Consider the following 13625-nt stretch of genomic DNA (forward strand, 5'->3'; position numbering starts at 1 on the left):
AGCTATTTAATCGTAGCGTCAACACAGTCGAAGCAAGGAATCCGCACGTGGAAACGGCGCTGATCGCATTAACGACTTTTTTTGCCGTCATCGGACCGGCCGATGTTGCTGCGCTGTTTGCGGCCCTGACCCCCAACAGCACCGCAGTCGAACGCCGGGCCATGGCACTGAAGGGCATCCTGCTTGCCACCGGCATCCTGCTGCTCTTCGCGTTTTTCGGAAAAGCCATCCTCACGCTCTTCGGCATATCCCTGCCTGCCTTGCGTATCGCGGGGGGAATCCTGCTTCTTCTGATTTCGATCGACATGGTCTTTGCACGTTCATCAGGCAGCACAACGACCACAAGCGAGGAAAACCAGGAAGCCAGCCGCAAAGATGATATTTCGGTATTTCCGCTTGCAACCCCCCTGATCGCGGGCCCGGGCACCATCGGCGCCACGATCCTGCTGGTGTCGGAGGCGCATGGCGACTGGCAGCAAATCGGGTTTGTGATCGGGGCATTGCTCGCAATTCTGCTGCTGACCTTCGTGCTTCTGCTTTTGGCCTCACAGGTGCAAAAAGTCCTCGGCGTAACCGGTCTTCACGTAGTTTCCCGTATCGTGGGCGTTTTGCTGGCCGCCCTGGCCATTCAGTTCATATTGGATGGAATCAACGCAAGCGGACTGATCCCGACAGGATTACCACGCTAAAATTGCCCGGTCAGATGCTTGGCGATCAGGCCCATGACCCGCAACGCAGGCTTTTCTGCAAGCGTAGGGGAAAAAGGATCATTATCCGCACGTCGTAGCTGTCGTAGATAGCTGTCACAAAGTGATGCCAATCGAAGTGCAGGCAGGGCTTCTTTCCGGCAGTCCCGGCGCAATTCCCGCGCCAGATGAAGTTCCTGCAAAGCAAGGGTACAGACGTCCCCCACAGCAGCGGACACAACGCTACTGCCCTCACCTTTCGCCAAATCCTTGCCCTCAATCCCATGTTTGGCCTGCAGGGTTTCGGGAATCGACACCCAATGTCGCCGCAGGTGGAATGGCAATGCTCGCATAAGTCCAATCAAAGCCCATGCCGTCCCAATATGGCCTGCTGCCCTTCTGGATTTCTCACAGTCACCGGCGAGAACAACAGTCATCAGTTCAGATAGGTTTCCACCGGTTGCCCGCGCATACTGGAGCAGCGCTTCTTCGTTTGCGAAACCCGCATTATCCAGATCGCATTCCCGTTTATCGATCAGTGAGGAAAAGAGCTCCTCCGGCAAATCATGGTTTCGGATCGCCTGATGCAGTGGAATGACGACTTCATGACGTCTCGGCTGATCCTGAAAACATTCGTCGATGGACTCGCGCCACCATTGAAGCCGGATCTGACCCAACATGGGTTCACTGACAGTATCGCCGGTCTTGGCAATCTCATGGTTAAACGCAATCAGCGCAAACAGCGCTTCTCTTTTATCCGCCGGAGCCAGCATCGCAATCGTGAAACGGTCGGAATCCTTTTCCTTTGCAATAGTTGCACAGCGCGACAGTTCAGTTGTTTCCGTCATGCCTCAGCCTTCTCACGACACATCTCGTCGAGTTCGTTCGGATCTTCCTGAAACACACATGACGGATCCCGGCAAATATTCGAAAACAACTTGCCGTAAATTGCGAGTAAGGCTTTGAAGCATTTACGCTCGGCCCAAGGCATATCGTCCGACAAATGGCTCACATAGGGAGCCATCTTCCTACGATGTCTCTCCGCTTTTTCTGCGATTTCCGCAATCAGTGAATTTCCGGGCAAGGACCCGGCCAGCAGTTGATCCCGTAACGAATAGGGAATCGTCAGAAGCTGTGCACATCCCGCTGCATCTTTGGCGATGTCACGCATGATATGCACAAGATAGCAGAAGATCGCCATGTCCTGTGCCATCGGATACAACTGCTCCGAGGACGGGCCGTGGAAAACGCCATCCGGCTTCTGGTTTGCCAGCAAAATATAGAGATAGACGACCGCAGGAGAAACGGTCGCACCAACACTATAACGATCGAAATCGTCCCAATCCTGAATTGGCTCTTCGTTGACGTCCCTCTTCATCGCCATAGCCAGATTATGCCAGGGAGCTGTTCCCAAATTTGAGAGGCAAACCGTTTCTGCCAGGGCGCGGTAGATCGCATCTTCCGCCTTGTTGCCAGCGGCCCTCAGTCCAACGGACTTCAGTTCCCAATCATCAATATGCCGGATGTATGCCTCGCGATGCTCCTCCCTATCCTTTTGGGACATGGTCAGGAAGTCATCGTCAATCAGGTCGTCGATGAACCGCATAGAGGCATAGCTTGCTGCAAAGAGCGGTTTTTTTGCCGATGGCAGCATCTTGCTGACAAACCAGAGGTTCGATCCTCCGCCGCGGGTAACAGAGGCACAATAGCTGAGATCATCGGCCAAGGAATGGCTGGCTTTTGACATTCACTTCCGCCTCAGTCAGCGGGCATGGCGATAAGCGCTGCGGCGACCCTGCGGCCCTCAGACAAGAGAATATTATACGTGCGGCAGGCAGCGCCTGTGTCCATCTGGTCTATGCCCACGCCCCGGTCACGCAGCGCCTGTTTGAAGTGGCTTGGCACCAACTCCATACTGCTACCGCACCCGAGAAGGAGAATTTCAACTGACGGCTCCGCATCGAAAACCATTTCAAGGCTTTCAACGGTCAAATCCGCAATGGATGTGATATTCCATTCGTGAACCATGTCGGGAAGAACCACAATCGACCCACGATATCGGGTCGTGTTCACTTTGAAGCGGTCGGGGCCATAGGAAACAATCACCTGCTTCCCATCCGGTGTCATCGGTGTAATGTCCATCCTATGGCCCTCCCAATACTGTACTAAACGGCGTTAGGCGCTTGCTTCCTGTCCCGGCACAGCTTCCTCCTCGTCACCACGGTTCGGCCGCAGGTAAAGCAGCAGCGGCACCGCCAGGGCGATGGAAGAATAGGTACCAATCACCACCCCCCAGATCAGGGCAACGGAGAAGCCGCGAATAACCTCGCCGCCAAAGGCAACCAGTGCGATCAGGGCCAGCAATGTCGTGAAACTGGTCATGACCGTACGGGACAATGTCTGGTTGATCGACAGATCAAACAACTCGGCAAATCCCATCTTCTTGTATTTCCGCATATTCTCGCGAACGCGGTCGAAGACAACGACGGTATCGTTAATGGAGTAGCCTGCAATCGTCAGCACCGCAGCCACAGTTGCGAGGTTGAACTCCATTTGCAGAACCGAGAACAGCCCGACTGTGGTGATCACGTCATGCGTCAGTGCAATAATCGCGCAGACACCAAACTGCCATTCAAAACGGAACCAGATATAGACCATGATTGCCAGCACAGCCGAGATCACAGCCCAAAGTGCTGCTTCCTGCAGTTCCTGTCCGACTGTAGGGCCAACCAGTTCGGTCCGGCGATATTCGCTGACCCGATCCCCCAATGCTTCCTTTACGGAAGCAATCGCGGCCTGTTGTTCCTTCTCCCCGCCTTCCTGACGCTGAACCCGGATCAGAAGATCGTTTTCTGCGCCAAACTGCTGGATAGAAACATCACCAAGCCCCAATCCACCAAGATCGGAACGGATTTGAGAAACATCCGCCGGGCCTTCTGTCTGCACCTCAATCAGGATACCGCCCAGAAAGTCGATACCCAGGTTCAGGCCCTTCACCCCAAAAGCCGAAATGGAGGCGAGCACAAGGAGACCGGAAAATGCAAATGCCAGAAAACGCCGACCGGTGAAGTTAATCGCGGGTGTTTCTGGAACAAGTTTCAAAAACTTCATAATACCAAACCTTCCGCAATCAAATCGGTAACGTCTTGGGACGCTTGCGTGTGTACCATGCAACGACAAGCAGACGGGTCACCATGATCGCAGTGAACATGGACGTGATGATGCCGATGGACAAAGTCACTGCAAAGCCCTTGATCGGCCCTGACCCGAAAGCAAAGAGGAGAGCCGCGGCAATCAGCGTGGTGAGGTTCGAGTCGACAATTGTCGTAAACGCCCGTTTATACCCCGCTTCAATGGAGTTGGACGCACCACGCCCGTTTTTGAACTCTTCCTTGATACGTTCGAAAATCAGAACGTTTGCATCAACCGCCATACCGATCGTCAGCACGATACCGGCGATACCCGGCAGTGTCAGCGTCGCCTGAAGTACAGACAGCGAGGACAGGATCAGGGCCACGTTGAACAACAGTGCAACGTTGGCCAACACGCCGAACAGGCCATAGGAGGCAATCATATAGCCCATGACAAGGACCAAGCCGATGATGCTGGCGATACGACCGGCATCAACAGAGTCCTGACCAAGCCCCGGACCGACAGAACGTTCTTCCAGAATGGTCAAAGGCGCCGGCAATGCCCCTGCCCTGAGCAACAAGGCGGTCTCATTGGTTTCCTTGACAGTGAAACGACCGGTAATGATACCGCTGCCACCCGGGATCGGCCCTTGGATCTGCGGCGCGCTGATCACTTTGCCATCAAGCACGATGGCAAAGAGTTTGCCTACATTTTCCGAGGTGATCTTGCTGAATTTCTTGCCGCCAATGGCGTCAAACTGGAAGCTGACGGCCGGGCGGTTATTCTGGTCAAAGCTCGGTTGCGCATTGGTGAGATGTTCACCACTGACGCCGACACGTTTTTTCACCAGATACATCCGCTCCGGCGTGCCATCGGGACGCGTCTCGATAGAGGGCAGCAGCATGCTTCCCGGCGGAACGCGGCCATTCATGGCATCCGCAACAGAGTTGGTCTCATCGACCATGTGGAAAGTCATCTTCGCGGTCTTACCAATACGCCGCTTGATGTCTTCGGTATTTTCCGCACCAGGCACCTGTACCAGAATACGGTCCGCGCCCTGACGCTGGATGATGGGTTCCTTCGTGCCGTCTTCGTCGATACGACGACGAATAACTTCGATGGACTGCCCCACAACCTGGGAAACTTCCGCCTGAACGTCCTTCTCAGACATGGAAATCTGGAAATGGCCATTCTCGGAAACGTTGACCACCAGTCGATTATCAAAATCCCGGATAATCTGGCGGACATCGTCAATCTTGCTGACGTCTTTTAATGTGAAGACAGCGGCTTTCTTCGAAACGCCCAGACCGGAATACCGGAGACGGGCTTTACGAAGGTCGGAGCGTAGCTCATCGACAACGTTTTCAAGCCGTTCCTCCAGGACCTTGTCCGCTTCCACCTTGAACAGGAGATGTGCACCACCCTGCAGGTCGAGGCCGAGGTTGATCTGTTTACTCGGCATCCAGGACGGCAGTCCGGCCAAGATCCCCACCGGGAGGAAGTTCGGTGCGGCGTAGAGAACCCCTAGCAGGCAAACCACGCCGATCAGTGCTTTTTTCCAAATGGGAAAGTTTAACATCGGCCCCTATCCGCAATAGGCGCTGACTGAATAGTCAGGCCCATCTTTTGCTTTCTTTATTTATCTTTTTTACCGCCAAAGAGACCGGCGAGGCCGCCTTTTTTCTCTTGAGCAGCCGTCGTATCATTTGCGGGTTCGGTCTTGGTGAGAACGTCCATGACGGTCTGTTTTGCAACACGAACCTTAACGCCTTCTGCGAGTTCAACCTGCAGTTCGTTGTCGTCGATCACCTTGGTGACCGTGCCGTAGAAACCACCACCGGTCAGAATCTTGTCGCCACGGCGAATGGAAGACAGTTTATTCTGGTGATCTTTCTGCTTCTTCTGCTGCGGACGAATCAGCAGGAAATAGAAAACAACAAAAATCAACGCCAAAGGCAGCATGCTGGTCAACAGGCTACCGCCGCCAGCCGCGCCTGCAGTCTGAGCCCACGCTTCGGAAATGAACATGGAGATACTCCCTCCGGTTAACTACACATATGGTCTATATAGGAAGACAATTCCGCCGGGACTATACCCTTCATTACGGATTATGCAATGGAAAGGCGGCGCTTTCCCTTGCGGAACGATCCACCTGTGATAGGGTCCGCAAAAATCTTCCTGCAAGAGGCTGTAAATATGAAAGAATCGACCCTGGTTCCCTTTCTGACACGAATCGCAGATGCCCTCGATCGCATGGCCCCGGAAAAGCGTCCTACGCTGGATCTGGCTTCTGCGGATGCCTTCGTCTGGGAGGCAGATGCCCTTGTCCTGGAACCGGTCCCGTCGGTGAACCGCGTCGCGATTGATCTTCTCAAGGGAATTGAACGCCAAAAAGACGCCTTGATTGCCAATACAGAAAGATTTGCCAAAGGCTTACCGGCAAACAACGCCTTGCTTTGGGGCGCGCGCGGCGGCGGCAAAAGCTCCCTGGTGAAAGCAGCGCATGCCTTTGTAAATAAGCAGACGAACAAAGAGCTGGCCCTGGTTGAAATCCACCGGGAGGATATTCCCACGCTGCCGGCCCTGCTGAACCTGCTTCGCGACAGTTCCAGACGCTTCATCCTCTTCTGCGACGATTTGTCCTTCGACGGGCAGGACGACAGCTACAAATCCCTCAAGGCCGTGCTGGAAGGTGGCATTGAAGGCCGACCAGACAATGTTGTGTTTTACGCCACATCGAACCGACGTCACCTGATGCCGCGGGATATGATCGAAAACGAACGCTCGACCGCGATCAACCCGTCCGAGGCCGTTGAAGAAAACGTGTCCCTCTCCGATCGCTTCGGCCTATGGCTTGGCTTCCACAATTGTGACCAGGATACATATTTCCAGATGATTGCCGGTTACGTGGACGCCTACGGGCTGAAGGTTACCGAAGAAGAATGGAAACCCAAAGCCGTAGAGTGGACCGTCACCCGTGGATCGCGTTCAGGGCGTGTGGCTTGGCAATTCATCCAGGATCTTGCCGGTGAACTTGGGCAGAAATTGACCTGAGTGCCTAGCTAGACAAGTATTTCTTGGGATTAAGGACTCTCTGCCCTTTTCGAACCTGGAAATGCAACTGCGGCCGATCGACATCACCCGAACTGCCGACACGGGCAATGGTCTGGCCGCGTCGCACCTGATCACCCTGACGGACCAGAATGGTACCGTTATGGGCATAGGCCGTCATATAACCATCCGCATGTTTCAACAGAACCAAATTGCCGTAACCCTGCAGGGAGCCACTATAGGCGACGACACCGTTTTCGGCGGCCTTCACTGCCGTTCCCCGTGGTGCGGCGATATTCAGACCGTCGTTGCGACGTCCCTTCCCTTTTGGCCCAAAGGTGGAGATGACCCGTCCGCGAACCGGCCACAGGAATTTTGACGAAGAACGCTTTGGCGGGCTGGGAATTGCTGCGACTTCCCTGCGGTGTCGCGGTTCCGCCGGTCGTGCTGCAGGTTTTGGAAAGCCCTTGGCTGTAAAAGTTGTCTTCTGCGGCGTTTGCGCTGCGACGGTCTGCGTTCTGGGTTTGCTGGTTTCAGTCACCGTCCGACTTTGCGGCGCACTGTGACTGGCCTGCTGAACAATTGTGGACGGCAAAACCAGCTTCTGCCCCACGGCAATTGTATAGGGTTCGCGAAGACTATTGGCCCGGACCAACTCGCTCATCGCCACATTATATTGCCGCGAAATCGCATAGACTGTATCGCCGCGTTTCACCACATGCACCCGGGCTTTCGGAATGGTCAGCCTTTGACCGGTCTGCAGTTTGTAAGGAGGCGTCAGGTTATTCGCCGTAATGATCGTACGCAAAGGTGTTCCATAGGCCCGGGCAATCGAATAGAGCGTCTGGCCTTTGCGCACCACATGGCGGCCATCCGCACGAACGGTAACCGGTACTGAACTGGAAGGCGAAGACCTGGATTCAGTGCCTTTGTCCGAATCATCATAGATTCGCACATTCGGACCTCTATCCTTCAGGACGAGGCCACAGCCCGCAAGCAGGAAGGCCGCAGACAAAAGCAGAAATACCGGTCTGGCTGTTTGGCGAAGAATCTTCATAGAGGAAACTGTAGACAGGACGGCCACAACACTCAATAACCTTGCCTGTCACCCGTTCCGGGCAAAAGCGGCACGAACCGCACCGGGCCGAGGTCCTCGACGTCGATTCCGTTGTCGGTCTTGGTCACTTTCAGGAGGTCCTGATGGTCGCGATGCTCGCCAACCGGCACAACCATGATGCCCCCAACAGCAAGCTGATCCACCAGGACAGGTGGAATATCCGCTGCCGCCGCCGTAACCATGATGCGCTGGAACGGCGCCTGCTCTGGCCAGCCCAAGCCACCATCACCCGTTTTGCTGGTAATATTATGGCGACGCAGATCGGTAAAACGCTGCTCGGCCTGCTTGAGCAATTCCCGGTGACGTTCGATCGTGTAAACCCGTCGGCAAAGATGAGACAGGATCACGGCCTGATAGCCGGACCCCGTCCCGATTTCCAAAACCTTGACCCGTTTGTCGACATCAAGCGCCAAAGTCATGAGGGCGACAATCATCGGCTGGCTTATGGTTTGCCCCTTGTCGATAGGCAGGGCCGAGTTTTCGTAGGCATGCTCCCGGAAAGTCTCGGGAACAAACAACTCGCGGGGAACGCGCTCCATAACGTCGAGAATCGTCTTGTCGACGATCCCGCTGCGGCGCATCTCCAAGATTAAACGAGCTCTATCCTCGACCTGGGTCATTGTTTGCTGCACGAAAACAGGGCCTTTACACCGACGTTATCAGGAAGACGGCAATTCGATCTTTTCAATACCACCCATATAAGGCCGCAATGCGTCAGGAATTGTTACGCTGCCATCCTCATTCTGGTAGTTTTCCAGAACTGCGATCAAAGTACGGCCTACAGCAAGGCCCGAACCATTCAACGTATGCACAAACTGCGTGCCTTTCTCACCTTTCGGGCGGAAACGCGCCTTCATGCGCCGCGCCTGGAAGTCGCCGCAAACAGAGCAGCTGGATATCTCACGATAGGTGTCCTGCCCCGGCAACCAGACCTCGATATCATAGGTCTTGCGCGCACCAAAGCCCATGTCACCGGTGCAGAGAACGATCACGCGATAGGCCAGACCAAGGCGTTTCAATACCTCTTCAGCACATCCGACCATACGCTCCAACTCATCCAGTGACTTATCCGGATGGGTTACGCTGACCATTTCCACCTTGGAGAACTGGTGCTGGCGAATCATGCCCCGCGTATCCTTGCCGGCGGCCCCCGCCTCAGAACGGAAGCAGGACGTCCAGGCCGTGAAGCGCATAGGCAGTTCCTCTTCGGCCCAGATATTGTCCCGCGCCAGATTGGTCAGGGGAACTTCTGCCGTCGGGATCAGCCAATAGTCGTCATCGGTATGGAACAGGTCTTCCTTGAACTTGGGAAGCTGACCGGTGCCATACAGGGCGTCGTCGCGAACCAATGCAGGCGGAACCGTTTCAGAATAGCCATGTTCCATGGTCTGCAGGTCCAGCATGAAGTTGCCCAACGCACGCTCCAGCCGGGCAAGCGCCCCTTTGAGGACTACAAAGCGAGCCCCGGAAATCTTGGCAGCCGTTTCAAAGTCCATCAGGCCGAGTTGTTCGCCCAACTCAAAATGCTGTTTCGGCTCGAAGTCACACTTACGTGGCTCACCGACACGGCGAATCTCAACGTTTTCGTCTTCATCAGTACCAAAGGGAACATCGTCATGCGGCAGGTTCGGCAGAGTTTCAAGCAGGCCGGTCAGCGCTTGCGCAGCATCCCGCTCCTCCTGCTCTGCAGCGGCGAGTTTTTCTTTTAGTCCCTGGACTTCAGCCATAAGCTGGGAGGCTTTTTCTTCATCCCCGGACTTTTTGGCCTGACCAACCTCTTTGGAGGCGGTGTTACGACGAGCCTGCATCTCTTGCATGGTTGTCTGCAGAGAACGGCGGGACTCATCCAGGTTCAAAATCTCCTGCGCTTTGGGCTCAACGCCACGGGCAGCCATAGCTTTATCAAAAGCGTCTGGATTCTCACGGATGAATTTCAAGTCATGCATAGCTGAAAACCTTGAACTGAATTGTTCTTATTGCATCACGGTTTATAGGAGACCGCGCGGCAGGCGTAAACCGTCCAATTCAAGGCGATTCAACTTCAGGCAAAGGCCCCGTTCCCTAAATCCGGGATTTATGAGTCTTTCGGGGCCTCTTCGCCTTCTTCTTCATCCTTTTCATCATCCTCGCCGACGTCCAAACCCAGTTCCTTGTCCCGGGCAATCTGCTGTTTGCGGATCATGACCGCACAGATAATGGAAATTTCGTAGAGAAGGATAATGGGAATAGCCAAACCGATCTGGCTCAACGGGTCCGGCGGTGTCAGGACCGCCGCAGCCACAAATGCCAGCAGAATGGCATAGCGCCGCTTCTTGCGCAGACCTTCCGCCGTTACAATCCCGATGCGGGCCAACAGGGACAGGATTACAGGCAATTCGAAGCTGATCCCGAAAGCAAAGATCAAACGCATCACCAATGAAAGATATTCATTGGCTTTCGGTTCAAGCTGCACATCGAGTGAATTGGCCTGGCCAATCTGTTCGAACCCAGCAAAGAACTGCCAGGCAACGGGCAAGACCACGTAATACACGAAGGACGCACCAATCAGGAACAAGAGAGGTGTGGCGATCAAAAATGGCAGGAATGCATTTTTCTCGTGTTTGTAGAGGCCTGGAGCCACAAACATCCAGACTTGACTGGCAATGATTGGGAAGGAAATACAAAAGCCCGCGAAGAACGCAATCTTCACATCAACAAAGAACTTCTCATGAAGCGCCGTATAGATAATGCGGCGCCCTTCCTGTCCGGCCCAGATATGGTTGAGAGGCTCGACCAGGAAGTTGAAGATGTAGTCTGCAAGCGGGAAACAAACGAAGAATGCGACCAAAAGCACGACGACGGAGATCATCAGTCGTTTACGCAACTCCACAAGATGCTCCAGAAGCGGAGCCTTACTCTCATCGACGGCCGCGTCACTATTATTAATCACGACGATTTTGCCTGCTGCTGCGACGTATCATCCGCGTCACCAGCCGTTTCGGCCTGGTCCGCAGTTTCCGTCGGCTTTACATTATTACCCTGATCCGAGTCCTGATTAGGAATGCTGCTGGGAGGAGCGATATTGGCCTTGGCTTTCCAGGATTCCATGTCGTCCTGCATTTCCTTGACCGACTGATTGATCTCCCCTGTCGGGTCAATCGAGTCTTCGATTTCCTTTTTCAGGTCAGATTCCCCAAGCTCGGACATCTGTTTCTTGATGTCCTGCAAATCAGCCTCGCGCGCGATGTCTTCCATGCTGTTCTGGAATTCACCTGCAACCATCCGGACCTTACGAACAAGGCCCATTACCGTTCGCAATACACGGGGAAGTTCCTGAGGCCCGACCACAATAACAGTCAGGACAGCAACAACCATTAACTCGGGCCAGCCGATATCGAACATTTGCCGACCGTCTCTATCCTAGTTTCAACGGAATAACTGCGAAAAGCGTTTAGCTGTTCGCAGTTTTGTCTTTGGAACCGGCAGAGGCGTCGTTTGCGGATTCACCGGAAATCTGCTTGGCATCATCGTCGTCGTTATTCTCGCCGTCCTTCATCTGCTTTTTGAAGGAGTTCAGGCCTTTGCCAAAGTCGCCCATCAATTGAGAGATTTTGCCACGTCCGCCAAAAAGAACCAGGACGATGACAAGTACGATCACCCAGTGCCAAATACTAAAAGTACCCATAGAACTTCTTTCCCAATACTACGGCTTCTTACAGCCATTAACCCTATTCGGAGGGATCATTGCAGATGAATCCCGATCCGGCAACGCCCAATCCCTTCATAGCGCGGGATTGTTGCAGTATCTTTACTCCACAGGAAAAACAAATGCCTGATTTCGGTCAAGTTCGAGAGATAAAATACTATCTTCTTTTGGTAGGAAACGACCGGTGATTCGTGCATGTAAGTGGACCTCCTCACCGCTGGTTTCACAGGTGCACAGGTGAATCAGACTTGTCCGCCCGAGCATACGGGATGCAAGCACCTTGGCCAGCCCCTGCCCCGTCGTCCTGCCACCTGCGTCTGACAGGGTCAGAGCCTCCGGACGGACAACGACTTCGACTTTATCGCCATCGCAAAAACCGTTTGCAGGGATATCACCCAGAACCGTCGGGACCGTGCCATTCTTGACCCGATAGAACATACGGTTCACGTCGCCGAAGAATTCCGCGACGAAGGCGGAATTGGGTTCGCAATACAGCTCCTCCGGTGTTCCGACCTGGATGATTCTGCCCCCCTGCATAACGGCGATTCGATCCGCCATATACATGGCTTCTTCCGCATCATGTGTCACCATAACCGAGGCCGCGCCGCTCTTTTTTAAGATATGCAGCGTGCTGTCCCTGACCTGATCACGCAGACGCGCATCCAGTCCCGAGAAGGGTTCATCCAGCAAAACCAGGTCAGGTTTCGTTGCCAGCGCACGCGCCAGGGCAATTCTCTGTTGTTGACCACCGGACAGCATATGAGGGTAGGATTCGCCGTAGTCGGCCATACCGACCTGCTCAAGTGCCTCGCGGACACGTTCTTTCCTTGTGGTGCCGCCGCCGTTCTCCAGTCCAAAGGCAACATTGGCTTCGACATTCAAATGGGGAAAGAGCGCATAATCCTGAAACACCAGTCCGATATTACGTTTTTCAGGTGGCACTGCATTGCCTGACGAGGCTACACAAACACCGTTCAGCAGGATTTCTCCGCTTTCCGGCACTTCCAGGCCTGCCGCCAGGCGCAATGCTGTTGTCTTTCCGCAACCGGACGGTCCCAGGAGACACACGACCTCTCCCGGATCAACAGATAGGGAAAGATCCCGGACGGCAGCCACCTTTCCGTAAACATGGCGGACAGAACGATATTCAAGGGCGGGAACTGATCGCATATTGCTCATAACAGGCTTATATTGCGCCTTATTCGCAGCCGCAAGCCTGTTGAAGCGTGCCCTCTTCGACATTTGACATAGCTCAGCGTGAGAAATCAGTCTTCGAGGGCAAGCGCATCGTCACGCTCCACAGACTCAAGCTCCTGTTCATGCTCATCCAGGTCGAAGAGCATTTCTTCCTCATCCTCTTCGTCACTATCGAAATGCGCTTCGCTCTGCTGCATTGCAATTGTTCCCAGGCCCGGACGTTTTTCCAGCAACCCGGCTGCCTGAAGTTCCTCGATCCCCGGTAGCGCCTTGACGCTCTCCAGTCCGAAGTGATCAAGAAATTTCGGTGTCGTGCCCCAGGTCACCGGACGCCCCGGCGCCCTGCGCCGGCCTTTCGGCCTGATCCATTCTGCCTCCAAGAGAATATCAATCGTCCCCTTACTCAGGGCGACACCGCGGATATCTTCGATTTCGGCTCTGGTGACCGGCTGATGATAGGCGATGATCGCAAGCGTCTCGATCGCCGCACGGCTCAGCTTTCGCGGTACTTCGCGGCTGACGGTCATATGGGAAGACAGATCATCCGCCGTTCGGAAGGCCCAGCCATTCTCGATACGCCGCAAGTTGATCCCACGGTTGGCATAGACGGCCTCCAGTTCTTCCAGAAGACCGGAAACTTCCACGCCTTCTGGCATCCGTTCCTGCAAGTGGCTTTCCGGAACAGGATCGGACGAAGCAAAGAGGATAGCCTCCAAAAGACGAAGCTGGTCAAAATGCTCCATAAAACACCCCTACA

Annotated in this window: 15 protein-coding genes and 1 pseudogene; 2 read left to right on the forward strand and 14 right to left on the reverse strand. The window is 54.4% G+C overall.

The window, feature by feature from the left end; translation table 11 throughout:
• The first annotated feature begins 47 nt into the window (after positions 1 to 47).
• Entirely contained in the window at positions 48 to 689 is a 642-nt protein-coding gene (locus IF205_RS13495; protein WP_259779885.1) for a MarC family protein, read from the forward strand.
• Here the strand turns inward: IF205_RS13495 and IF205_RS13500 are convergent.
• Genes IF205_RS13500 through yajC form a run of 6 tightly spaced genes read right to left on the reverse strand, consistent with a single transcriptional unit; the run spans position 686 to position 5846 of the window.
• Positions 686 to 1534: a phytoene/squalene synthase family protein gene (locus IF205_RS13500; RefSeq protein WP_259779886.1), complete on the reverse strand. Its 849-nt coding sequence runs from the start codon at positions 1532 to 1534 to the stop codon at positions 686 to 688. The genes IF205_RS13495 and IF205_RS13500 overlap by 4 nt on opposite strands.
• The gene (locus IF205_RS13505; RefSeq protein WP_259779887.1) at positions 1531 to 2433 is read right to left on the reverse strand and encodes a squalene/phytoene synthase family protein; all 903 of its coding nucleotides are present in this window, start codon (positions 2431 to 2433) and stop codon (positions 1531 to 1533) included. The genes IF205_RS13500 and IF205_RS13505 overlap by 4 nt, the downstream gene beginning before the upstream one ends.
• 11 nt (positions 2434 to 2444) lie before the next feature.
• Positions 2445 to 2828, reverse strand: a complete 384-nt coding sequence (locus IF205_RS13510) for an Mth938-like domain-containing protein (RefSeq protein ID WP_259779888.1) — start codon at positions 2826 to 2828, stop codon at positions 2445 to 2447.
• A gap of 33 nt (positions 2829 to 2861) precedes the next feature.
• A complete protein-coding gene (secF, locus tag IF205_RS13515) occupies positions 2862 to 3797 on the reverse strand; it encodes a protein translocase subunit SecF (protein ID WP_259779889.1) in 936 nt (311 codons plus the stop codon).
• A 19-nt stretch (positions 3798 to 3816) separates the two neighbouring features.
• On the reverse strand, positions 3817 to 5397 hold the full coding sequence (gene secD, locus IF205_RS13520; RefSeq protein ID WP_259779890.1) for a protein translocase subunit SecD: 1581 nt from the start codon (positions 5395 to 5397) through the stop codon (positions 3817 to 3819).
• A 56-nt stretch (positions 5398 to 5453) separates the two neighbouring features.
• A complete protein-coding gene (gene yajC, locus IF205_RS13525; protein WP_259779891.1) occupies positions 5454 to 5846 on the reverse strand; it encodes a preprotein translocase subunit YajC in 393 nt (130 codons plus the stop codon).
• 168 nt (positions 5847 to 6014) lie between these two features.
• Between yajC and IF205_RS13530 the strand changes: the two genes are divergently transcribed.
• Positions 6015 to 6872, forward strand: a complete 858-nt coding sequence (locus tag IF205_RS13530) for an ATP-binding protein (RefSeq protein ID WP_259779892.1) — start codon at positions 6015 to 6017, stop codon at positions 6870 to 6872.
• Positions 6873 to 6876: 4 nt separating this feature from the next.
• On the opposite strand, the gene IF205_RS13535 is transcribed toward IF205_RS13530, so the two are convergent.
• The 8 genes and pseudogenes from IF205_RS13535 to scpB form a co-directional block, all read right to left on the reverse strand.
• Positions 6877 to 7926: a LysM peptidoglycan-binding domain-containing M23 family metallopeptidase gene (locus IF205_RS13535; protein ID WP_259779893.1), complete on the reverse strand. Its 1050-nt coding sequence runs from the start codon at positions 7924 to 7926 to the stop codon at positions 6877 to 6879.
• A gap of 32 nt (positions 7927 to 7958) precedes the next feature.
• Positions 7959 to 8606 (reverse strand): protein-L-isoaspartate(D-aspartate) O-methyltransferase, encoded by a 648-nt coding sequence (locus IF205_RS13540; protein WP_259783285.1) that lies wholly within the window; start codon positions 8604 to 8606, stop codon positions 7959 to 7961.
• A 39-nt stretch (positions 8607 to 8645) separates the two neighbouring features.
• The gene (gene serS / locus IF205_RS13545) at positions 8646 to 9932 is read right to left on the reverse strand and encodes a serine--tRNA ligase (protein ID WP_259779894.1); all 1287 of its coding nucleotides are present in this window, start codon (positions 9930 to 9932) and stop codon (positions 8646 to 8648) included.
• A gap of 128 nt (positions 9933 to 10060) precedes the next feature.
• Positions 10061 to 10915, reverse strand: a complete 855-nt coding sequence (gene tatC / locus IF205_RS13550) for a twin-arginine translocase subunit TatC (RefSeq protein ID WP_259779895.1) — start codon at positions 10913 to 10915, stop codon at positions 10061 to 10063.
• Positions 10912 to 11367: a Sec-independent protein translocase protein TatB gene (gene tatB / locus IF205_RS13555; protein ID WP_259779896.1), complete on the reverse strand. Its 456-nt coding sequence runs from the start codon at positions 11365 to 11367 to the stop codon at positions 10912 to 10914. Before tatB ends, tatC begins: the two co-directional genes overlap by 4 nt.
• Positions 11368 to 11467: 100 nt before the next feature.
• A pseudogene (locus IF205_RS13560) lies at positions 11468 to 11650 on the reverse strand (twin-arginine translocase TatA/TatE family subunit); the annotation flags it as partial.
• Between the two features lie 123 nt (positions 11651 to 11773).
• A complete protein-coding gene (locus IF205_RS13565; RefSeq protein WP_375542649.1) occupies positions 11774 to 12913 on the reverse strand; it encodes an ABC transporter ATP-binding protein in 1140 nt (379 codons plus the stop codon).
• Positions 12914 to 12936: 23 nt separating this feature from the next.
• Positions 12937 to 13611 carry an SMC-Scp complex subunit ScpB gene (gene scpB / locus IF205_RS13570; protein ID WP_259779898.1) on the reverse strand — a complete coding sequence of 225 codons (675 nt, stop codon included), beginning with the start codon at positions 13609 to 13611 and terminating at the stop codon, positions 12937 to 12939.
• Between the last annotated feature and the right edge of the window lie 14 nt (positions 13612 to 13625).

It is taken from the genome of Aestuariispira ectoiniformans (genome assembly GCF_025136295.1).
In the GTDB taxonomy this organism is placed as follows: domain Bacteria; phylum Pseudomonadota; class Alphaproteobacteria; order UBA8366; family Aestuariispiraceae; genus Aestuariispira_A; species Aestuariispira_A ectoiniformans.

Coding starts and splice junctions, on each gene's coding strand:
- secF (WP_259779889.1), bottom strand. CDS start 3,797: ATGAAGTTTTTGAAACTTGTTCCAGAAACACCCGCGATTAACTTCACC.
- scpB (WP_259779898.1), bottom strand. CDS start 13,611: ATGGAGCATTTTGACCAGCTTCGTCTTTTGGAGGCTATCCTCTTTGCT.
- IF205_RS13500 (WP_259779886.1), bottom strand. CDS start 1,534: ATGACGGAAACAACTGAACTGTCGCGCTGTGCAACTATTGCAAAGGAA.
- IF205_RS13565 (WP_375542649.1), bottom strand. CDS start 12,913: ATGTCGAAGAGGGCACGCTTCAACAGGCTTGCGGCTGCGAATAAGGCG.
- IF205_RS13505 (WP_259779887.1), bottom strand. CDS start 2,433: ATGTCAAAAGCCAGCCATTCCTTGGCCGATGATCTCAGCTATTGTGCC.
- serS (WP_259779894.1), bottom strand. CDS start 9,932: ATGCATGACTTGAAATTCATCCGTGAGAATCCAGACGCTTTTGATAAA.
- IF205_RS13535 (WP_259779893.1), bottom strand. CDS start 7,926: ATGAAGATTCTTCGCCAAACAGCCAGACCGGTATTTCTGCTTTTGTCT.
- IF205_RS13530 (WP_259779892.1), top strand. CDS start 6,015: ATGAAAGAATCGACCCTGGTTCCCTTTCTGACACGAATCGCAGATGCC.
- secD (WP_259779890.1), bottom strand. CDS start 5,397: ATGTTAAACTTTCCCATTTGGAAAAAAGCACTGATCGGCGTGGTTTGC.
- IF205_RS13510 (WP_259779888.1), bottom strand. CDS start 2,828: ATGGACATTACACCGATGACACCGGATGGGAAGCAGGTGATTGTTTCC.
- tatB (WP_259779896.1), bottom strand. CDS start 11,367: ATGTTCGATATCGGCTGGCCCGAGTTAATGGTTGTTGCTGTCCTGACT.
- IF205_RS13540 (WP_259783285.1), bottom strand. CDS start 8,606: ATGACCCAGGTCGAGGATAGAGCTCGTTTAATCTTGGAGATGCGCCGC.
- yajC (WP_259779891.1), bottom strand. CDS start 5,846: ATGTTCATTTCCGAAGCGTGGGCTCAGACTGCAGGCGCGGCTGGCGGC.